Raw genomic sequence first — 21,092 nt, forward strand, 5'->3', positions numbered from 1 at the left:
CTAAATGATAGATATAAAAAACTGGATACCTGCAATTGACCAGATAAGCCAATACAAGCGTCAATATCTAGGTGCTGATTTAATTGCAGGCACCATACTCTCTATCATGCTGATTCCACAAAGTTTGGCCTACTCTTTACTAGCGGGTCTGCCGCCAGAAATGGGTCTTTATGCGAGCATACTTCCCCTCATCATATACGCCTTATTTGGTTCCAGTCGTACCATGGCAATAGGACCTGCGGCTCTCATTGCAATCATGTCCGCTTCTTTTAGTAGTCAATTTGCATTGGTCGGCACACCCGAATACAACGCAATTGCCATGATACTTGCGCTAATGTCAGGAGGAATTTTACTGGTCTTAGGCTTTTTGAAGTTAGGTTTTTTAGCAAATTTATTAAGCCACCCTGTGATATCAGGTTTTATTACGGGTTCTGCCATCATTATTGCTGCCAGCCAAATAAAACATTTTTTAGGGATTTCAGTTTCCGGGGGCACTTTACCCAGTATTTTAACTGGATTATATAATCAATTAATGGATTTTAACCTTTACGCACTGATCATAGGTGTTGGTGCATTAACTAGCTTAATTATCATGAAACTGTTTCTTGAGCGTTTTTTGATGAAATTAGGTCTAAATAAGCATAAGGCAAGTATATTTAGTAAAACCTCACCTTTGATAGTTGTTTCAATTACAACCTTTCTTGTAATGCATTTTAACTTAGCGCAAAAGGGGCTACTTTTAGTCGGACAAGTTCCTGAAGGGTCACCTTCTTTTATCGTTCCACACTTTTCTTTTTCTCTTATTAAGGATCTACTTCCAGCTGCAGGCATTCTGGCCATGATAGCCTTTATTGAATCAATTTCCATAAGCCAAGCCTTTGCAACACAAAGTCGTCAAAAAATAAATTCGAATAATGAGCTCGTCGGTCTAGGTAGTGCCAATATTATATCTGGTTTAAGTGGAGGGTTTACAGTTGCGGGTAGTTTTTCAAGATCTGCTATCAATTTTGAAGCAGGTGCTAAATCTCAATTATCCAGTATTTTTGCTGCCTCACTCGTTTTAATGACGCTGTTTTTTCTCACTGACTTATTTTTTTTCATGCCTAATGCCGTACTGGCAGCAACAATCATTATCGCAATTTATTCTCTTATAGATATAAAAGGCTTGACGCAAATTTGGCAATATTCAAAACATGATGGTATCGCCATGCTAGGTACCTTAGTGATTGTCTTAGGTTATGGTATTGAAGCGGGGATTTTAGCGGGTGTTTGTCTGTCTATTTTACTTTTCCTTTGGCATACGAGCCGTCCACACATTGCAATTGTAGGCAATATTGAAGGGACTGAGCATTATCGAAATATTGATCGCTTTGATACTCACATTGAGCCAAGCATATTAAGTCTCAGAATTGATGAAAATTTATTCTTTGCTAATTGCAGGACTCTTGAAGAGAAGGTAACTCAGTTGATTTCAGATAAGCCTGACGTCAAGCACCTTGTTCTCATGTGCAATGCCGTAAATATGATAGATTTAAGTGCGCTTGAAAGCCTAGAAACCATGATGCAAAGATTACAATCAGCAGGGATTAAGTTGCACTTATCAGAAGTAAAGGGGCCTGTTATGGATAAGCTAAAGCACACTCACCTCATATCTAACTTAACTGGACAACTTTTTTTAACTCAGCATCAAGCTATCCAAACATTAAAGCAATAGACAGTTTAAATTTTAAAGCAAAAAAAACCTCAAGCTTCTTGCCTGAAGCTTGAGGTAAAAACCCTAACGAGGAGACTATCTAGATCCTAAATAAACATAGATGACATTTGTCTTTTTATAAAGGAATCTCAGTTAGCTTTTCTCCTTTAAACTCTTCACCAGGTCCAATAGACAGGTAAACACGGTTCTTTTTGAGTAAAGAAGGTCCGATACCTTTAACAAAAATTAGTTCGTCCAAAGCATTAAAAGCACCATTTGTTTCACGATATTCAATAATCGCTTGGGCTTTCTTTTGACCCACTCCTACCATCACGGCAGCCAGTTGCTCTGCTGTTGCAAGATTCACATCAAGTGGTTTTGCAGCCATACTGACATTGGATAAACATAATAATGAGACTAAGACTAAGACAAAGAAAACCTTAAGCAAAGAAGGTAAGGTTTTATTCAAATTGCGAGGATTATTTAAAATAGCAGAATACATAATAGAAAACTCCTTTTTCTATTGATGACCACCTTGGTCGGATTAATATCAACCTATAAAGGTTCATATGACTGATCAACCCCCTGTCAATCAGCCATATAAATATAACCCGTATCTTTACTTTCTCAAGCTTAGGATAAATATCCTATTTTAATGACTTATCAAGCTTTGATTAACACTTGTCAAAACAGCAACAGGGTCTTCTGCTTGAGTAATAGGACGACCCATAACAAGATAATGGCTACCAGCCGCCATTGCCTCTTGGGGTGTCATAATTCGTTTTTGATCCCCTTGATCAGAACCAATAGGACGAATTCCTGGTGTGACTAGGGCAAAGTCTTTACCTAATTCATTTGATAGCATGCTTGATTCTTGTGCCGAACATACAACCCCATCCATACCGGATGATTGTGCAAGTTTCGCAAGGCGAAGCACATGCTGCTCTGGGGTTAAATCAATACCAATTTCAGTAAGATCAGATTGATCCATACTGGTTAGAACCGTCACAGCAATCAGCAGAGTCTTGTCTTTACCTGTCTGGGTTGCAATAGACTCAAGTGCATTCGCAGAGGCTTCCATCATACGGCGGCCACCTGCAGCATGAACATTCACCATCCAAACGCCTGCTCTAGCAGCCACACTAACGGCATTAGCAACAGTATTAGGAATATCATGAAATTTAAGGTCTAGGAAAATATCAAACCCTAGTGCGTGTAGCTCATCTAAAATAACAGGACCCGCGGTAGTAAACAGCTCTTTCCCTACTTTCACTCTGCATTGGCTTGGATCAAGACGTTTAGCCATTTCAATTGATTGCGCCATTGTTGGGTAATCTAGAGCAACGACGATAGGAGATTTGCAGGTCATTTATTGGCCTCTAATTAAGGTTGTGGGGTTAACTTATCTATTCACCTTCTAAGCCATGAATGGGCTTTACTGTTCCCCAACTTTTACAGCTAGGACATTTCCAGTGCAGTTGAAAACCAGAAAAACCGCATTGGCGGCAAAGGTGTTTATGTTTATTTTCGGTTAGCTGGTCTAACAGTTCGTATAAGACCTCTAAATGCTCTTTCGCTTCATCCGTTGCTTCATTTAATTGCATTTGCACCAGCTCACGAAACCCTTTAATGGTGGGGTGTTTTCTGAGTTGATCAATTAAAAATATTTCAGCATATTCTTTATTATCTTTTGATAAACGCTGGGCTAAAGCCAGAATAATCGTTGCCGAAGGCGAAGTTCTATTTTGTTCTTGTAGGAATTTAGTAAAGCCACTATTACCCCATACCTTTTCATAACAATCCCTCAATAAAGGAATAGTGATGGGTACAAAGTCTTTATCTTGGCTAGCAACAAGTTTGAGTTCTTTAATTGCATCTCGGTAACGTTTTTGGGCAATAAAGACATCTGCAGCTCCCATACTTGCTCTGACACATTTTTCATCTATGTCGAGTGCTTTTTGGTAATCCGCTAGGGCTTCTTTTGATTTGCCTTTAGCGTGTTTTTCATCCGCTATTTCACAATAAAAATGAGCTAAACGCTTTGCCAAGGCTTGCTTTTTATTAAGCTGGTAAAGTTGGTGACCAATTTGAATAGCTTGATCCCAGCTCTGTTCAAATTCATAAAGATCAACTAATAAAACCAAAACGGTTGGTTGGAACTCAGTCTGTTTAGCCGCAATATTTAATAAAAGACGTTCAGCCCTATCCAACAAACCAGCAGACATGAAATCACTAGCCAACTCTAGCTGCACTAGGCGCATTTCTCGTGGCGTGATTTCTGGTCTTGCTAATAAATTTTGATGAACATTAATGGCTTTTTCAATTTCACCTTTCTTACGAAATAGGTTACCCAGAGTAAGGTGGATATCAAAAGTTTCAGAGTTAACTTGAAGGGAATCAACAAAAGCATCAATCGCTTCTGAGTGTTGGTTATTTAATAAATGGTTTAAACCACGAAAATAATCAGGAGGAACCGATGATTTATGGCTGTCTAGTCGTGAAGAGGATTTACGACGCCCCATTATCCATCCGGCTAAAAGCGCGACGAACAGAACAATGAAAAGTAAAACCTCTGACAAGCTAGTTACTCCCTACTTATGTCTAGATCTTTGGTCAAAGACGCTTTGCGTAAAGAATCCAATTCTTTTTGCGCGTTAGTACAACGACGACTTAATACACGCACATGATTTTCAGCTCTAAGCAAGACAACACTACTGGCAACTATGGCGACTATGGCACCTAAAGCAAAGGCTAACAAAAGGTATAGAGAGACACTAAATTCAGGCGCTTGCCAGAAAATAAAGTCGAGACTGACTGGTTGTGGGTTGCGGACAGCAAAAAATATCCCCACTAATAAGAAAAAGAGAAGAACAAATGCGAAAACTACTCGCGAAAACCACTTAAGCATACAACACCTACAAGATGAATATTGGCGTCATTATGCCGTGATCTTGAATAGATTTCGAGCTAAAAAATCGAATTAATTCAGTTCATCAGTTTCCACTGATGGTGAATTAACTAATTCGCGTAATTCTTTACCAGGTTTGAAGTGCGGCACATATTTCGCCACGAGATCAACAGATTCACCGGTTTTTGGATTACGTCCGACTCTAGGTGCTCGATAATGTAGAGAAAAACTACCAAAACCGCGGATTTCGATGCGCTCTCCATCTGCTAATACTTCTGACATATGCTCTAGCATAGCCTTTATAGCTTGCTCTACATCTTGAACAGGCAAATGAGATTGCTGATCTATAAGCAGCTCTATAAGCTCTGATTTAGTCATTTCTGTCCTCGCGACTAGATTTTGATCTATCACTAAGACTAGCTAAATTTAGAAAGAAAGCAATAAGTTAAGTCGATTTCTTCACAATTTTTATAAGTTTTCTTGAATAAAAATCCCGATTATTCAAAAACCCTACCATAGTCGTACTAGCATCAGGCAGAACAAGCTTTTATAATTTTGCTCAAGTTTAGACAAGTTGGAAGAAAAACTATGAGCTACTCACAAATCCCTGCTGGTAAAGATGTACCAAGTGATATTTATGTGACCATTGAAATTCCGGCTCAAAGTTCGCCGGTTAAATATGAAATTGACAAGGAAATAGACGCACTAATGGTTGATCGTTTTATGGCGGCTCCCATGTTTTACCCTGCAAATTACGGCTATATCAATAATACTCTCGCCGACGATGGCGATGCAGTAGATGTCTTAGTTGTCACCCCTCATCCAATCGTTCCAGGTTCCGTGATTCGTTGCCGCCCAGTTGCAGTATTAAACATGACTGATGAGGCAGGCACTGACGCTAAGTTGTTAGCAGTCCCCCATGACTCACTGACTAGCCTTTATACTGATATCAAAGATGTGGAAGAAGTCCCTGAGCAATTGCGTAATCAAATAGAACATTTCTTTGAGAACTACAAAGCCCTAGAGAAAAATAAGTGGGTCAAAGTCGAGGGTTGGGCAAACGCAGAAGAAGCTAAGAAGATTATTATTGAAGGTGTAGAAGCATACAATGCGCAATAAGCACTAAATAAAAATCACTCTCATCATAAAAAAAACCAGCACTAGGCTGGTTTTTTTATGTACCAAAATGACTAATAAACGTTAGTCATTATCAAGAAAACGCTCGGCATCAAGGGCAGCCATACAGCCTGTTCCTGCTGATGTGATCGCTTGGCGATAAATATGATCACTAACATCACCGGCGGCGAAAACACCTTCTATGCTTGTCTGAGTCGCATTACCATGGGAACCTGACTCGACTTTTAAGTAACCATCCTTCATTTCAAGTTGGCCAGCAAAAATGTCAGTATTTGGCTTATGGCCAATTGCAACGAATACGCCAGCAAGGTCTATATCCTTCTTCTCGCCCGTTTCATTGTTTAGGATACGCATACCTGTAACACCGGCATCATCACCTAAAACCTCATCAAGCTGAGAATTCCATTCAATGTTAATGTTACCGTTTGCCGCTTTTTCCATAATCTTATCAGACAATATTTTTTCACTACGGAACTTGTCACGACGGTGAACAACCGTTACTGATTTAGCAATGTTTGACAAGTATAGGGCCTCTTCAACAGCCGTGTTACCGCCACCAATAACAGCAACATCTTGGTTACGATAGAAGAAACCGTCACAGGTTGCACAGGCAGAAACACCTTTACCCATAAAAGCGGTTTCACTTTCAAGGCCAAGGTACTGCGCACTCGCACCAGTACAGATAATCAATGCATCACAAGTATAGACGCCATCATCACCCTCAAGACGGAATGGACGATTTTGTAAATCTACTTTACCGATTTGGTCAAAAATGATTTCTGTTTCGAAACGCTCAGCATGCTTGCGCATACGCTCCATTAGCTCAGGACCTTGCACACCTTGATCATCACCAGGCCAGTTATCAACATCAGTGGTTGTCGTTAGCTGACCACCCATTTGCATGCCAGTAATCATGACAGGGTTAAGGTTTGCACGCGCAGCATATACAGCAGCGGTATAGCCCGCTGGACCAGAACCTAAAATCATTAATTTTGCGTGCTTAACGTCACTCATTGATGTGCTCCTTTAAAGCTAAATCTTGTCGTCGGTAAGTTAAAGTCATTAAAACTATTCGGATTTGATATGAAATGCCTAAGTTCTGAGTTCAACCTATTAAATTGGATCGTTAGTCTAACCAAATTCGCCTTCTATTATTAGCGAATTTTAACTATTACTGAGATAGTGTTCTTCTATCGTAATTCAAGTCTGTCATAACAGGTTTTATCTAATAATCGATAGAAAAGCGACTTTAACCGCAAATGACACATTCAGGATCTTGCGTTAAATTGATATCGCGCCAAACACCGTCAAAGCCATCAAACACTCTCAACTTTGCATGCACAACTTGGCCACATTTAGATAAGATCTTGATAGCATCTAGTGATTGCAAAACGCCAATACTGCCAACCACGGGGCTAATAATGCCTGATTGAGAGCAATTTAAATTTGTATCATTGAGTTCAGGGTACAAGCACTGGTAACAAATCGTGTCCTCTTTCGAAAATAAGAAAGACTGCACTTGCCCTTCCCAACGAATGGCAGCACCAGAAACCAGATCTATTTTATATTGGTGGCATAATTTATTAATGATTTGGCGAATTTTGAAATTATCCGTGCAATCTAGTACTAGATCATACCCTTGTATTTTTTCAGTTAACGATGCTTCGTCTAAGCGTTGCAACACTACCTCAACCTCGACCTCATCATTCATTTGCGCTATTTGAGCCTTAGCCGCCAACGCTTTTGGCTGTTGAATGTCATCTTGTCGGTACAAAACCTGTCTTGCAAGGTTACTTAATTCCACCACATCATCATCAACCAAGGTCATATGCCCTATACCTGCTGCAGCAAGATAGCAGGATGCAATATTTCCTAAACCGCCCATGCCAATAACCATTACCCTTGCTTGCATCAACCTTTGTTGGCCTTCAATATCGAAATTGGGTAATAAAATCTGCCGACTATATCTATCTAATTGTAATTCGTTCATTAAATTGCCATTTTTTTAGGGTAAGCCATATTAGCCCGACACTATTTTTTGATAAAATGTTTTTTTTCCTATGTCGGATATTGAACATGAAATTCCCTGGTCGTCGCAAGTTAAAGCATTATTTTCCCGTTTCACAACCTAAACCTGCTTTACCTACGTCAGAAGTACAGCCTAACAAAGACACTTATATTGTGGGTCTTGATGAAACCATTGTTGATGTTATCGCAAATGTGAATGATGATTTTTTAGCCCGTCATAAGGTCACTAAAGGTTTATCCAATCTAGTGGATCATGATACGGCGACCCAAATCTATGCAGAATTAGTTGAACAAGGCTCAATCTCTGATCATTTTGCTGGCGGCACCATAGGCAACACCCTGCATAACTATTCGGTACTTGCTGATGATAAGTCTGTTTTATTAGGTGTCATGTCAGCCAATATTCAGCTAGGCTCACCTGCCTATCATTATATTTGCCATACAAGTAGTAAGGTGGATATGAACCATCTCCAAGGTGTTACAGGTGACATAGGTCGAGGCATTACCCTGATAACAGAAGATGGTGAACGTACTTTTGCTATTGCGCCAGGTGATATGGATGAGCTCAACAAGCAGCATATTCCTGATGAAATCATTTCCCATGCGGCCGCATTTGTTGCCTGCGCTTACCCTATTCGCCATCAAGACAAGCCCATACATGAAGCAATGCTAACGGCTATTAAATCTGCCAATAAGCATAATGTACCCGTTGTTTTGACTTTGGGCACACAGCATTTGGTGGCGGATAATCGCGAACTACTTATGTCTTTAATCGAAGAGTCGGTTGATGTTTTAGCGATGAATGAACTAGAGGCTGAAGCTCTGACAGGGTATGACGACCCATTACAAGCTGCAGATTATATTCTGGATTTTGTTGATATGGTGCTTATCACAGCAGGCCCTCATGGACTCTATCTTTGCGGCCACACCAGTGCAGAGCTTGCACGTGAAACCAGCAATCCCATTAAGTCCGATAGTCTAGAAGACTTTAACCTATACGAATTTAGCCGCCCAATGAAGCGCCGTGATTGCCATGCTCCAATCAAGGTATTTTCTCATATAGACCCTTATATGGGTGGGCCTGAAAACATCAAAAACACCAATGGTGCTGGTGATGGTGCCCTATCAGCACTCTTACATGATATCTCAGCTAACTACTTCCACCGTTCAGCCGTGCCTAACTCAAGTAAGCACAGAGCAGATTTTTTATGCTACTCATCGTTTGCCCAAATCTGCAAATATTCTAACCGAGTGAGTTATGAGATTTTGGCACAAAATGCACCAAGACTTTCACGGGGACTACCCGAGAGAGAAGACAGCTTAGAAGAAAGCTATTGGGAGAGCTAAGCACTTTAATATCAAGCGACCAGAAACAAAAAAACCATGCAATTGCATGGTTTTTTTGCGAAAAGAAAGCCTTAATTAAAGGGCTTCAATTCCTAAAGTATCATTACTTTCAAAGAATCGATCCAATTCAAGTAAGATAACAAGCTCGTCATCTTTTTGATAAACACCTTGAATAAACATGATAGCTTCGTCATTACCGACGCTAGGGCTTTGCTCAATCTCACCTTGATAAAGGTAAAATACTTCCTGTACAGCATCAACCAAAAGACCCACTTGCTCATTATCATGCTCGACAATAATAATACGGGTATCATCAGAAATCGTTGCATCAGGTAAGCCAAAACGAACACGTGAATCAACCACAGTAACAACATTACCGCGAAGGTTCACAATCCCCATCACATAAGAAGGCGCGCCCGGAACAGGAGCAATTTCACTGTATCTTAAAACCTCACGAATTTGCATTACATTAATGCCGTAGGTTTCATCAATTAACTTAAAAGTAAGATATTGTAATAACTCACCTTTGGCATTCTCAGCAACACCTTTTTTAGAGTCATTTAATGTAGCAATCTCAGACATAGTGACTTCCGTTTTTAAACTAAATAATTAACGTATGCCATTAACAATATACGTAATCTTGGTATTTTTGTAATGGCATAGCTCAAATTTTAAGTAACAATTAGTTATCTTGCTGGATACCAACAATGGTCCAATTGCTTGACTGTTGCGACATATTTTTCTCTAAGTGCCAGTACTCAGTACTATCACTTGTGTCTTCACCCTCTTTGATCCAACCTGAGAACTTCAAGGTAATAGAAGAAATAGAGCCTTGGAATTCACCACGAACAAGCTCAACATCTAACGAGATAACCTCTGTTTTCGGTTTATCAGCGCCATAGTTAGCACGCTCGGCTTGTAACATAGCCAATAGTTCAGGTGTCACATAATCAGCAATTTCTGTGAAGTCATTCTCATCCCATGCTTTTTGCAAAGCGGTGTAATGATTTTTAGCTTCAGCAACAAAAGCAGCCTGATTAAAGTCAGGTGGTAATTGCATCGCAGGATCTTGTGCTTTAAAAGGGTTCGCAGAAGCATTAGGTGCTTGTTGAAAAGAATCCGCACCTGGCATCTGACGAAACTGTGCATTATTCGCCGCAGCTTGTTGACGTTTTGGCGCAATAAAAAACTTGTAGATTAAGAAACCAACAAGAGCAAATAGCAAGATATCGCCAAAGGCGAAACCTTCAAAAGCACCGCTACCCATCAAGGCAGCAAAGATACCACCAGCCAATAAGCCGCCCATAAGGCCGCCCATCAAGCCACCACCAAAAAGACCACTTTTCTTTTTAGTCGCTGAACTCGCCGCTGTTGTTGCTTTATTCGCTGAAGTAGATTTAGGCACGGAATAACTCTTACCAAAACTCTTACCACCACCAAACTTTTTCGCTTCGACATGTGCACTGAAACCACCAAAACCAATGGCCAGTACAAACGCCATAAGGAAAGCGTAAACACTCGTTTTCATACTCTATACTCCAAGTTAACTAAACTTCACCAAACCCATTGATTCTCTCAAAGGGTTTACAATTGATTGAGCTCGGATACGAGCTTTCGCTGCACCAGCTTGTAAGATGTCTTCAATTTCATCTGGTGCTGCCATCAAAGCATTATACTTTTCGCGCGCCTCACCTAACTCGTCATTCACTAGGTTAAACAATTCTTTTTTCGCTTCACCCCAAGCAATACCATCTAAAAATTTCTGATGCATTGCTGCGGTTTGTTCTTCATTTGCAAAAGCACGATAGATATCAAATACGGTTGAATCATTTGGATCTTTTGCTTCACCAGGTTCTAGTAAGTTAGTTTTAATCTTGTTAATCGCTTTTTTAAGTTTTTTCTCACCTTCAAAAAGCGGAATAGTATTATTATAACTCTTACTCATTTTACGGCCATCAAGGCCTTTTAATAAGGCGGTTTCTGAATCATCAACCACAGCCTCAGGTAAGACTAACTGATTTCCGTATAAATGATTTAAACGGCCAGCGATATCACGCGCCATTTCAATATGCTGAATTTGATCACGGCCAACAGGCACCTTATTGGCATTAAAGGCTAAAATATCTGCTGACATAAGCACTGGATAACAAAACAGTCCCATGGTGATGCCCAAATCTGCATCTTGCTCCGCATTGACATTCACATCAACCGCACCTTTATAAGCATGAGCACGATTCATTAAGCCTTTTGCAGTCACACAGGTTAATAGCCAATTGAGTTCAGCAATCTCAGGAATATCAGATTGGCGATAAAAACACACCTTCTCTGGATCAAGACCACACGCAAGCCAAGTTGCCGCAATTTCTTTACGTGAGCTTTTTACACGCTCTGGGTCCTGACATTTGATCAAAGCATGGTAGTCAGCTAGGAAGAAATATGATTCATTATTCTCCTGCAAACTTGCTTCAATCGCCGGGCGAACCGCGCCAACATAGTTGCCTAAGTGCGGTGTACCACTGGTGGTAATTCCTGTTAAAACAATCTCTTTAGCCATTATTCCTACTCAGTCACGACAAATGTGCGCCTACCCTAACACAAAACTTGATAATCAAAAATTGCTCAGCTTAGGGTTAGCTATAAATACTGAATATTGGGGTTTTAATCTTATAATCAAGTCCCTATAAGATAACCTTTTTATGACCATCATTGATGACGATTTAATGACACCATAACTTATCAATGAGACCCGAATGCCTAGCAACACGGGTTTGAATGCCAGTTTTAATGACATCTACAGAAGCCCACAAACTAAAATGCGATTTTGCACGGGTAATACCAGTGTAAATTAACTCTTTCGTCATAACAGGGCTTTCATAAGGGGGCAATACAAGCTCGACGTGTTGAAATTCAGAACCTTGAGATTTATGAACAGTCATCACAAAGACGGCTTCATTTTCACTTAGCCGACTGGGTAAATAAGCTTTAAAGCTGCCATCGGGTAATTCAAACCAAACTCTCATACGCTCTTTATCTTGCTCATCAGGTAAACAAATACCAATGTCACCGTTAAAAAGCCCTAAATTCGCATCATTACGGGTAATAATGATGGCTTTCCCCGCATACCAGCCTTGAGGGTTAAGCATTCGACCTCTTTTATAAAAATGCTCTTGTAACTGATGATTAAGCGACTCCACACCATAGTCACCACTTCGAACGGCACATAAGATTTGATAATTTGAAAATAGTTGGAATAAAGACTGAATAGAGGCGCCATCGTGTAAAACGCCTTTAACCCCTAACCAATACTTATCATAGCCCTTAGCTAATGCCGCAATGTCTAACCCCTTCTCAACTTGATCCAATTTTTGCCAAGCCAAGTCTGGGTATTGATCGCCGCTTTGATTGAGAATAGACAAACTTTGCGCAGCGTCACCTAGATTCACAGCACTCGCTAAATGCCCAATGCCACTATTTTGATCAAAGCGATAACTCTTCACCAATAGAGATAAACTTTGTCGTATAGAAACAGCATGGTTTTCATCATGCTGAATTAAATCAGTAAAATCTGTTTGCGTTAACTGACCTAAGCGCTTCGCCCAAGTTTCAGAGAACTGAATAGGCTCTATACCATAAGTCAGATCCGCCAGAACACTGCCGGCTTCAACAGAGGCTAATTGGTCCTTATCACCTAATAAAATTAACCTTGCATTAGGTGGTAAAGCCGCTAACAGCTTAGCCATCATAGGTAAATCAACCATAGAGGCTTCATCCACCAGCAGCACATCAAGGTGTAAAGGGTTTTTAGCATTGTGTTTAAAGCCTGATCGCCCATATTCACTGCCTAAAAGACGATGTAATGTAGAGGCTTGCTCTGGTATTAGATCAAATACCGCATCATTAAAGTCAGTGCTTTTACGTAGCTTATCCTTGGCCTGAATAATAGATTGCGTTAAACGTGCAGCCGCTTTACCAGTCGGTGCAGCCAGCTCGATAGTCAAACCTTGAGACAGCGCTTGCGCTTGCCTTGCCAATAGCACTAATAGTTTTGTAACTGTGGTGGTTTTACCAGTACCCGGGCCGCCACTAATCACAGAAAAGCTTTGTAAAGCAGCATTGGCGACCGCAATTTTTTGCCAATCAAACTCATTTAATGCAGTCTCTCCAGAAGGGAAAAGCTGAGTTAACCAAGCCCCGTCAAAAGCATACGAAGCATGAGACTGGGCTTTTTGAATATACTCAATCACCTGAGTTTCAAAAGCATAATAACGCGCCAAATAAAGACGCTCACCGTCAAGCACAAATGGCTTACTCAAAGTGGTTACATGTTTTGGGATTAGAGGTTTAGATTCAACAAGCTGAACCAAGGGAGATGCCTTTAATGCACACATAAGTTGATCCAAAGAAAAGACATCTAAAGAGTGCAAAGCGCTTTGCCATTGAGATTGAGTCACATTGGCAAACGGCGAATCAAATAAGCGCTTAAGGGGTAAACAAGAATGTCCTTGACCTAAATAAAAACTCGTCACTAAAGCGGCAAGCAACACCTCAGACCTTTGTTCATGACAATGCCCAGCCAATCTCAGGCAGGTATGTAAATCGAGCTGTCGAATGAGACCTAATGAGGGCCAATGAGCAATTTTTTCAAAAAAAGATTGCTTGGCTTCTTGTTCAATCATTAATAAGGGATCGTTAACTATTAAGGGCGCGGCATTAGAAGAGTTCAATTTGCGGAACCTCCTGTCGAGTTTGATTAAACATGTCATCAAGGGCTTGTACATGCTCTTTGCTTAAGCGAGTTTTAAAAACACCGGTTTCATTCATCAGCTTTTGATTAGAAGATTCATCACCCACTTTAGACGGGCGCATTCCCCTTAAAAATAAATAACACACGCCACCCACATGCTCATCATAATCGTAATTTGGTAAACGCTGCTTCAAAAGTCGGTGCAGAGCGAGAGTGTATAGTTGATACTGTAAATCATACCTATGTTCAGCAATGGCCTCAGCCATATGGTGAGCCTGGTAATCGTCATAGCTCATACCGATATGATTAGACTTATAATCCAAGACGAAATATTTACCTTCATGCTCAAATAAGAGATCAATAAAGCCCTTTAACATGCCCTTTAAAGGGCGCTCTTGAATGGCAGGCGCTTTCAAGGAAACCGCATCATATTGTCTGGCGATTTGGTCAAGTTGGCGAGCATTAAAGCCTGCGACAGGCAAAAAGAACTCCATCTCTTTAAAACATTTATCCGAAGTTAACCCTAATAAATTTAAACCCGGGTAAAGGGGCGTTTTTAAAATATCTTCTAACCACGCAAACAATACAGTTTGCCATTCTTCATAGCCTTGATTAATAAAATACTCTGTCATCTTAGCTTGATATTGTGTTTTTAATAAGTCAGCAAAACTGACCTTATCTAACTCACCAAGCAAGGCATTACCTTCAAGTAAATCATGTAAAAAGGTGCCAGGTTTCGCCCCTTTTGGAAAGGTAAAACAACTAGGCTCTTCATTGTCAAGATCCGTTAATACCGCCTCGTCCAGCGCTGAGGCTTGCTCTAATATTTCACTGGATACTGTGACAGATTCATCCAGACCTGGCTCTGAGTGCTCTTTTTCTTGCTCACTGGCTAATTCTGCTTGTTCAACCACCAAAGATGAATAACTACCGACCCACCAATCACGTTCGATATGGCCACTAAAGTGTTGCGCTTTTACCTCATTTTCATCGTCTTCATCAGCCACTGAGAATGCATTTAAGGTGAGTAAACTCTGTTCTGAGGCGAGAAGCGTTAAAGCCATTTGCTCATTATCATAAGCTTGAAGAAAGCCTTTCAATTTGGACTCTAATTCTCCAAGAGCAACCGCTTTACCCTCACAAAGCAAAGAGCCGACGCCACTTAAATGCAAGTTAAGTTCGGCTTCTTTTGTTTTGGTAGCAGCCTTACCCACTTGAGCGCAGCCAATAAAGCACGCCTCTCTAGCGCGGGTAAGGGCCACGTAGGCAAGCCTCACCTCCCCTGCATAGAGCTCTTTTTCATGCTGATTAAGCTGATCTTCATCCGGTACAGGGGCGTAATTCAACTGATGAGTATCATCGTGATACAGAGCATATTTGCCATTAATTCTAAAGGGCGTGAATGCGAAGGGTAAATAAACAAGGGGGTATTCAAGCCCTTTACTCTTGTGAATCGTGATAATACGTACCAATTCATCATCACTTTCTAAGCGTATTTTCTGCTCATCTGAATCACCATTAGGGGTTTGGATAGCAAGCGCCAAATAACGAACAAGACCTTCTTTCGATTCAAACTCTTTGGCTTTTTGTTGTAACTTTTCCCCTAGGTGTAATAAATCGGTTAATCGCCGCTCTCCCTGCATGCCAGCCAAGAGTTTGGGGGCTAACGAAAGGGCTTGAATTAACGCCCTAATCATTGGCAATACACCATCTTTGTGCCAGATATCAAAATAGGTTTTAAAACGCTCTACCCAATCTTCGTATAAAACATCATCTTGATTAAGAGTATCTAATTCATCCACTTGCCAACCCAGTAAATGGGTAGCAAGAGCCGAGCGAATAGCAGATTCTTTACCTTGGCTTAATATAGCGTTCAAAATAAGCAAGAGCTCTCTGGCTTCATTACTGGCAAAAACCGAGCCTCTATCACTCAAATAAACACTGGCAACCCCTCGAGCACTTAGGGCAGCCTTCATCAATTGCGCCTGACGATAGCCAGAAACCAAGACAGCAATATCCCCTGAACGTACCGGATTCGATGAAATTAAAGCCTCGCCTTCTTGTGCTTGAATTAAGGTCTGACAAATATGCTCAGCACTTAATTGCGCCATCTGTATCTGATACTGAGCACTCGACAGCACAGCATCATCACTAAAGCCATCTTCTGCCACCATAAATTGCATCGCCGCTTGCAACTTACCTTTTCGATAAAATTGACCTTGAGTCTGCCTATCTTCCACTTTTACAAAAGGAATTCCTTCCACCAAGAATGGGTTCCCTTGAGTAGAAAATAGTGCATTAACAGACTGAATCATGGCGGCTGATGAACGATAGTTTGTCGCTAAAGAATAGATGGCATCCACTTCCTTTTTAGCCGCCAAATAAGTGTAAATATCGGCCCCACGAAAAGCATAAATGGCTTGCTTTGGGTCACCAATCATAATTAGCCCTAAGCGATTATTTGCTTGGCTAGCAGGCTGATAAATTTGGCTAAAAATACGATACTGCACTGGATCTGTATCTTGAAACTCATCAATCATGGCAAGGGGATAAAGCTGTCTTATACGTTTGGCGAGCGCATTATCGGCAGTTTCATCTTGCGCTTGTATTGCAAGTGCCTGATCTAAGTTCGTTAATAAATCTGTAAAGGTCAGCTTTTGCGTTTGCTGTTTCCAATTAAGTAATCTGACTTGTGTTTGCTGCCAAAGACTTGCCATCAAAGGCGCTTTTATCTTTTCAACACTTGGATATGAATCAATGAGGTTTGCCACTAACTCAAAAAATGAATGATTAGGCTGGGCGCCATTTTTCTTAAGCTGATGAGAATGCTCTCTTGCATTAAACTTTTTGAGTTCAGGCGGCAAGCTGATTGTGTCAGATTGGGCCCAATCTAATATTATGTCAGGAATTCCAGCTTGTCTTTTACCCCAAAAAGTCCCTTTTATTCCGCTATTGGTTAACGCATCTAGGATGTTAGCCGCCTGCTCAAGCCAAACGGATTTTACCTTTTTAATACTTTCTTGGGCCTTGGACATCAAAGCACTTAAATCAAACGCTTCGGTTTTTATCTCGCCACTTATGGCATCTTGAATAATGGCATCTGGTTGGTTTTGCAATAAACTAAGCTCTTTTTGCAAGGCTTCTGGCGTTGGCCAAATAGGCTTTACTAAAGCAGCAATGTCCGATGTCATGGGGTAAATATTCGATCGCCATACATCTTTAATGGCCATAGCAAGCGGGGCTTGTTCATCGGTTTCGATTTCTTGCTGAAATAACATACGGCTTTCAAACGCATTTTGACTCAGCATTCTTTGGCAAAAACCATGAATGGTAAAAATAGCCGCTTCATCCATTTGCTTTTCAGCATAGAGTAAACGCTCAACCCCTAAGGCAATTTCTGCCTCTGTCATTGAAGCTAATAATTGGGATAAAAACGGATCTTTTGTTTGTCCAAGTAATAACGCCTTTCTTGCTTCTCGAATACGATTTCGAATACGCGCTTTCAATTCTGCCGTTGCGGCCTCGGTAAAGGTAACAACCAGTATTTCATCTACTGTTAACGCTCGCTCAAAACCGCTTTTTGAATCAATTGGCAATAATAATCTAAGGTATAAATTGGCAATGGTATAGGTTTTACCTGTGCCAGCACTGGCTTCAATTAAACGCTTACCAAACAAAGGAAAATCTAATGCATCAAGAGCATGAACAGCCTCTAGCAAGTTATTATTGCTCATCGGTTTTCACCTTCAATGATTCGTTTACTGGCAACCAGATCGCCTTAACATACTCAACAAATACCGTTTGATGTAAGGAGAGATCGGCAAAAAACCTTTGCCAATAGGGATCTCGACCATCAGCAAAATCATTGAAGTCATCCTGATAGGTTTTTAGCGCCATTTGCCATGCCGCTTCTTCTTCCTTATCTTGATTTTTATCACTTAAGTAAGCCGAACACCAAGCATCGGCAGTTCGAGCAGGACTCACCAGTGGTTGGCGATCCCCTAACCTAAAGAGAGCCAAATATTCACTCAAATAATCTTTTGCTTTAGCTTGGCTCATACTGTCTAGTACATGGGTGACTAGCTGCTTAGATTTAGCATTTTTAAAACTTAAGATATGGGTTTCAACCGCCTCCCCTTGCGCACAAAGTGCCAAATGAGATAACCATGCGGTCATCTTCTTACCTGCACTTAAGGGGCCTAAATGATACATAAGGTGTAACTGGCTAGCATTCAGCTGTATCCAGGTTTGTAGCCTACCGTCATCAAGCTGAATATCGATATTCGTGGCTGCTAAATTCGTTTTGGGGTAATCCGCTAAACCTGCCGCCATAATCTTGCTTTGACCGACAAGCTCATTGACTTCTATATCGCCAAACGCCCCATAAGGGTATTTACCTGATAGTTTCAATTTGGCAATAAAGGTATCGAGGTTTTGCTCTTGTATCGCAACTAACAAGGCTTCTTTTAATTGATAACGAGTCAAAGCATCCAGATTAAAAGGCTCGTCTTCATTTTCTTCAATATCTTGTAATTTTAAATAGGCCTTTAACCTATGTTGCATAAAGTAGCGGGCCGGATGCAGGAAGAAACGTATCAGATGATCTAGCTCTAATACCTGCTGTTGATCCTGCATAGCCGCCAATAAAGGCAGCTTAATGGTATCCGCTTCTTGTTTAGAGACATTAACCGCATTCACCCAAGAAGCATCATAACTATGTAATAAGGTATTACTCCTTTCATCTCCAAGGTCTCCTTGAACATAATACGCTGGGTGAAAGGCTTGTAATTTATGCTGTTGAACAATATGGGACATCAGCGAGATCTGGCCTTCTTCTACTGTCAATGCCATGTCTTTTTCGAGTACACAACTTTGCCCGATATAATCAATCAATTCGCTAACTAATATAGAAGGATTTAATTCACTGTTATCTTTAACACTTCGACCCACATAACTTATGTATAAATGCTCTCGAGTAGACATTAACGCTTCTAAAAAAAGGTATTTATCATCTTCTCTGCGACTGCGATCACCACTTCGATAGTTGCCTACCATAAGGTCAAACCCCATAGGCACCATGGATCTTGGATACGCGCCTTCATTTAGACCTAATAAACAAATAACTTTAAACGGGACAGAACGCATGGGCATCAAGGTACAAAAATTGACCTTGCCCGCTAGAAAACGCTGACTGCCTTGCGCTTCTTGTAAGCGAGGAATCAACAACAGCTTTAACACATTAACATCAATACTTTGTTCAAATTCGCCATGCAGCCATTCAGTACAAATATCTTCCATGTGCTTACTTAATAAGCTTGGGAAAGCATCATCTTCTTCTAAGCTAAAAAAACGATCACTTAACTGATACAAGAAACTGACCCAATCTTCTGGCGTTTTATCGATTAAGAGTGATGCTTGTGTTTCTCTAACCGCATCTAAGAAAGCCGCTAATTTACCTGCTAATTCAGCCTCTAGCCCCTCAACCTCACCATAACTTAATAATGACTGCCAAATGACATCATTGCCCATGGCATAACCAAGCAACATACGATCTAGGCCATTTTGCCAAGTATTGTGGGATTGAGAAGGCAAATCTAATTCACGTGCTGTGGATTCATCCAATCCCCACCGAATACCAGCATCACTACACCATTGACGAATCCTATCGAGCTGATGAACTTGAATATCAAAGCGATTTAACACTGACGGTACTTCTAGCACACTGACTAATTCTGATAAGGTAAAACGGCTATCCGCCAAACTCAGTAAGGTGACATAAGCATCGACCACGGGGTTTTCCATTCCCGCCGCTTGGTCTATGAGAGAAAAAGGAATAAATTGATGATGCGCTGCTTGTCCAAATACGGCCTGAACAAAAGGGCTATATTGATTGACATCAGGCAGCATGACAATCACATCTTTAGGGGTTAATTCTGGGTTTTGTTCAAACAATGACAATAGCTTGTCATGCAGCACTTCGACCTCCCTTAAAGCACTGTGACACACTTGAATAGAGACACTGTCATCGATTTCAGACAAGGGATATTTGTACTGAGAATTAGTGTGACCGAGACTTCGCTCTTCAAGAGCCCCGTGATTATTCAGTTCTAAAATATCCTGCTGAATTCGATTTAATAAACTCGGGGGGGTAGCTGAATCAGATTGGGCAGTGTCATCTGAAGTAGTACAATAAGGCTCAAACACTTCAATTTGCTGGCTGGCGAAGGCCTGTAGTTCACCAATATAGTCTCGACCAAGTCGTCCCCAAGATGCCAACAGCGGGTTGGCATCAAGATGCAAAGTATCTTGATTTAAACCAGGTTTATTTGCTTGTTTATGCAGCACCCTTCCAAGATAGTTTTTATCAACAATATCCCCCCAATAATACTGACAGGGGTTTTGCAAAAATAAGTGCATTTCTATCCAGCCGCTCTCTGCTAATAAACGCAAAGATTGAAGTGTATTTGGTGGCAGTGCGGACACACCAAAAATATACACTTTTCCTGGTATCCCAGGGGGCCTTTTTCGAGAGCGTGTAGCATCTTCTAAAGCCTCAAGTAAATTAGCTCTGTGATACAAGGATTGTCCATGCAAGGCCACATCAGCAACAAGGTCGCGCCATAAAAGAGACTGCCATGCTTGATCCTGCGCCTTACTTTCTGGTAAGTCACGGGCGAGCTCGCCTGCTTCCCAGGCACTAATCCAATCGGGGCGATAGACTAAATATTGGTCGTAAATATCCGCAATACTAGAACAAAGCTGAAAACGCCTGAGTTGGCTGTCATCTTCAGCGAGATACCAAGCCAATTGCTGAAAAGCCTCATCCTCTAACCTTTGATCTAATAAGCGCATTAAGCGCCATACGAGATAAGGCTTGTTAAATTCACTTTGAGCAGGAATATCATTTAGTGCTTGGCCAAAGCAGCGCCACACAAAGGTTGAGGGCAAAGGAAATTCATAACCTGCTGCAATCCCCTGCTCTTTTGCTAATTGCATCTTTAACCATTGGGCCATGCCTGGGCTTTGCACCAGAATTTGCTCTTGAGCAAAAGGACTATCAGGCACAGATAAAGAAAGAATACGAGCCAAAATGGTCGATAAATCTTCTAAACGATTACCTGTATAAAGGTGAAACATAAATCTGCCCTAACCCAACTTAAAAAACTAAAAAATAGATTAAAAACAAATAATAACAGGGTTAAACAAAGAAAAGGAAATTAGCGTGAAAGAGTATG

General features: G+C 40.9%; 16 protein-coding genes. 3 read left to right on the forward strand and 13 right to left on the reverse strand.

The genetic code is table 11. The features are described from left to right. The first annotated feature begins 4 nt into the window (after positions 1–4). On the forward strand, positions 5–1,714 hold the full coding sequence (gene sulP, locus MED121_RS18475) for a sulfate permease (RefSeq protein ID WP_009835282.1): 1,710 nt from the start codon (positions 5–7) through the stop codon (positions 1,712–1,714). 115 nt (positions 1,715–1,829) lie between these two features. Here sulP and MED121_RS18480 read toward each other — a convergent pair whose 3' ends face one another. The 5 genes from MED121_RS18480 to ihfB all read right to left on the reverse strand — a co-directional run bounded on the left by MED121_RS18480 (position 1,830) and on the right by ihfB (position 5,009). After that, positions 1,830–2,195 (reverse strand): helix-hairpin-helix domain-containing protein, encoded by a 366-nt coding sequence (locus tag MED121_RS18480; protein WP_009835283.1) that lies wholly within the window; start codon positions 2,193–2,195, stop codon positions 1,830–1,832. A gap of 150 nt (positions 2,196–2,345) precedes the next feature. Then, a complete protein-coding gene (gene pyrF, locus MED121_RS18485) occupies positions 2,346–3,062 on the reverse strand; it encodes an orotidine-5'-phosphate decarboxylase (RefSeq protein WP_009835284.1) in 717 nt (238 codons plus the stop codon). Positions 3,063–3,099: 37 nt separating this feature from the next. Then, entirely contained in the window at positions 3,100–4,272 is a 1,173-nt protein-coding gene (lapB, locus tag MED121_RS18490) for a lipopolysaccharide assembly protein LapB (RefSeq protein WP_036181218.1), read from the reverse strand. A 5-nt stretch (positions 4,273–4,277) separates the two neighbouring features. Next, positions 4,278–4,601 carry a LapA family protein gene (locus tag MED121_RS18495; protein ID WP_009835286.1) on the reverse strand — a complete coding sequence of 108 codons (324 nt, stop codon included), beginning with the start codon at positions 4,599–4,601 and terminating at the stop codon, positions 4,278–4,280. A 72-nt stretch (positions 4,602–4,673) separates the two neighbouring features. Beyond that, the gene (gene ihfB, locus MED121_RS18500; protein ID WP_278043834.1) at positions 4,674–5,009 is read right to left on the reverse strand and encodes an integration host factor subunit beta; all 336 of its coding nucleotides are present in this window, start codon (positions 5,007–5,009) and stop codon (positions 4,674–4,676) included. A 180-nt stretch (positions 5,010–5,189) separates the two neighbouring features. Here ihfB and ppa point away from each other — a divergent pair, with 180 nt between their 5' ends. Further along, positions 5,190–5,720 (forward strand): inorganic diphosphatase, encoded by a 531-nt coding sequence (ppa, locus tag MED121_RS18505; protein WP_009835288.1) that lies wholly within the window; start codon positions 5,190–5,192, stop codon positions 5,718–5,720. Between the two features lie 81 nt (positions 5,721–5,801). Here the strand turns inward: ppa and trxB are convergent, their stop codons facing one another. Next, positions 5,802–6,752: a thioredoxin-disulfide reductase gene (trxB, locus tag MED121_RS18510; protein ID WP_009835289.1), complete on the reverse strand. Its 951-nt coding sequence runs from the start codon at positions 6,750–6,752 to the stop codon at positions 5,802–5,804. 235 nt (positions 6,753–6,987) lie between these two features. Beyond that, complete coding sequence (gene moeB, locus MED121_RS18515) at positions 6,988–7,728, reverse strand: molybdopterin-synthase adenylyltransferase MoeB (RefSeq protein ID WP_009835290.1); 741 nt, start codon at positions 7,726–7,728, stop codon at positions 6,988–6,990. Positions 7,729–7,814: 86 nt separating this feature from the next. Between moeB and MED121_RS18520 the strand changes: the two genes are divergently transcribed. Further along, positions 7,815–9,113, forward strand: a complete 1,299-nt coding sequence (locus MED121_RS18520) for an inosine/guanosine kinase (protein WP_009835291.1) — start codon at positions 7,815–7,817, stop codon at positions 9,111–9,113. A 75-nt stretch (positions 9,114–9,188) separates the two neighbouring features. Here MED121_RS18520 and MED121_RS18525 read toward each other — a convergent pair whose 3' ends face one another. From MED121_RS18525 to recC, 6 genes are all read right to left on the reverse strand, one after another. After that, positions 9,189–9,695 (reverse strand): chemotaxis protein CheW, encoded by a 507-nt coding sequence (locus tag MED121_RS18525; protein ID WP_009835292.1) that lies wholly within the window; start codon positions 9,693–9,695, stop codon positions 9,189–9,191. Between the two features lie 100 nt (positions 9,696–9,795). Next, a complete protein-coding gene (locus MED121_RS18530; protein WP_009835293.1) occupies positions 9,796–10,641 on the reverse strand; it encodes a Tim44-like domain-containing protein in 846 nt (281 codons plus the stop codon). 15 nt (positions 10,642–10,656) lie between these two features. Beyond that, positions 10,657–11,667: a tryptophan--tRNA ligase gene (gene trpS, locus MED121_RS18535; RefSeq protein WP_009835294.1), complete on the reverse strand. Its 1,011-nt coding sequence runs from the start codon at positions 11,665–11,667 to the stop codon at positions 10,657–10,659. Between the two features lie 163 nt (positions 11,668–11,830). Continuing rightward, entirely contained in the window at positions 11,831–13,837 is a 2,007-nt protein-coding gene (gene recD, locus MED121_RS18540; RefSeq protein ID WP_009835295.1) for an exodeoxyribonuclease V subunit alpha, read from the reverse strand. Beyond that, a complete protein-coding gene (gene recB / locus MED121_RS18545) occupies positions 13,824–17,591 on the reverse strand; it encodes an exodeoxyribonuclease V subunit beta (RefSeq protein WP_009835296.1) in 3,768 nt (1,255 codons plus the stop codon). The genes recD and recB overlap by 14 nt, the downstream gene beginning before the upstream one ends. After that, positions 17,581–20,994, reverse strand: coding sequence for an exodeoxyribonuclease V subunit gamma (gene recC, locus MED121_RS18550; RefSeq protein WP_009835297.1), 3,414 nt, complete (start codon positions 20,992–20,994; stop codon positions 17,581–17,583). Before recC ends, recB begins: the two co-directional genes overlap by 11 nt. Positions 20,995–21,092: the final 98 nt, after the last annotated feature.

This window comes from Marinomonas sp. MED121 (genome assembly GCF_000153025.1).
Lineage (GTDB): Bacteria > Pseudomonadota > Gammaproteobacteria > Pseudomonadales > Marinomonadaceae > Marinomonas.

Bases quoted from the DNA above. Each gene is read 5' to 3' on its own strand.
- moeB (WP_009835290.1), bottom strand. From the start codon at position 7,728: ATGAACGAATTACAATTAGATAGATATAGTCGGCAGATTTTATTACCC.
- sulP (WP_009835282.1), top strand. From the start codon at position 5: ATGATAGATATAAAAAACTGGATACCTGCAATTGACCAGATAAGCCAA.
- recB (WP_009835296.1), bottom strand. From the start codon at position 17,591: ATGAGCAATAATAACTTGCTAGAGGCTGTTCATGCTCTTGATGCATTA.
- MED121_RS18480 (WP_009835283.1), bottom strand. From the start codon at position 2,195: ATGTATTCTGCTATTTTAAATAATCCTCGCAATTTGAATAAAACCTTA.
- recC (WP_009835297.1), bottom strand. From the start codon at position 20,994: ATGTTTCACCTTTATACAGGTAATCGTTTAGAAGATTTATCGACCATT.
- MED121_RS18530 (WP_009835293.1), bottom strand. From the start codon at position 10,641: ATGAAAACGAGTGTTTACGCTTTCCTTATGGCGTTTGTACTGGCCATT.
- pyrF (WP_009835284.1), bottom strand. From the start codon at position 3,062: ATGACCTGCAAATCTCCTATCGTCGTTGCTCTAGATTACCCAACAATG.
- trpS (WP_009835294.1), bottom strand. From the start codon at position 11,667: ATGGCTAAAGAGATTGTTTTAACAGGAATTACCACCAGTGGTACACCG.
- MED121_RS18525 (WP_009835292.1), bottom strand. From the start codon at position 9,695: ATGTCTGAGATTGCTACATTAAATGACTCTAAAAAAGGTGTTGCTGAG.
- MED121_RS18520 (WP_009835291.1), top strand. From the start codon at position 7,815: ATGAAATTCCCTGGTCGTCGCAAGTTAAAGCATTATTTTCCCGTTTCA.
- MED121_RS18495 (WP_009835286.1), bottom strand. From the start codon at position 4,601: ATGCTTAAGTGGTTTTCGCGAGTAGTTTTCGCATTTGTTCTTCTCTTT.
- trxB (WP_009835289.1), bottom strand. From the start codon at position 6,752: ATGAGTGACGTTAAGCACGCAAAATTAATGATTTTAGGTTCTGGTCCA.
- ppa (WP_009835288.1), top strand. From the start codon at position 5,190: ATGAGCTACTCACAAATCCCTGCTGGTAAAGATGTACCAAGTGATATT.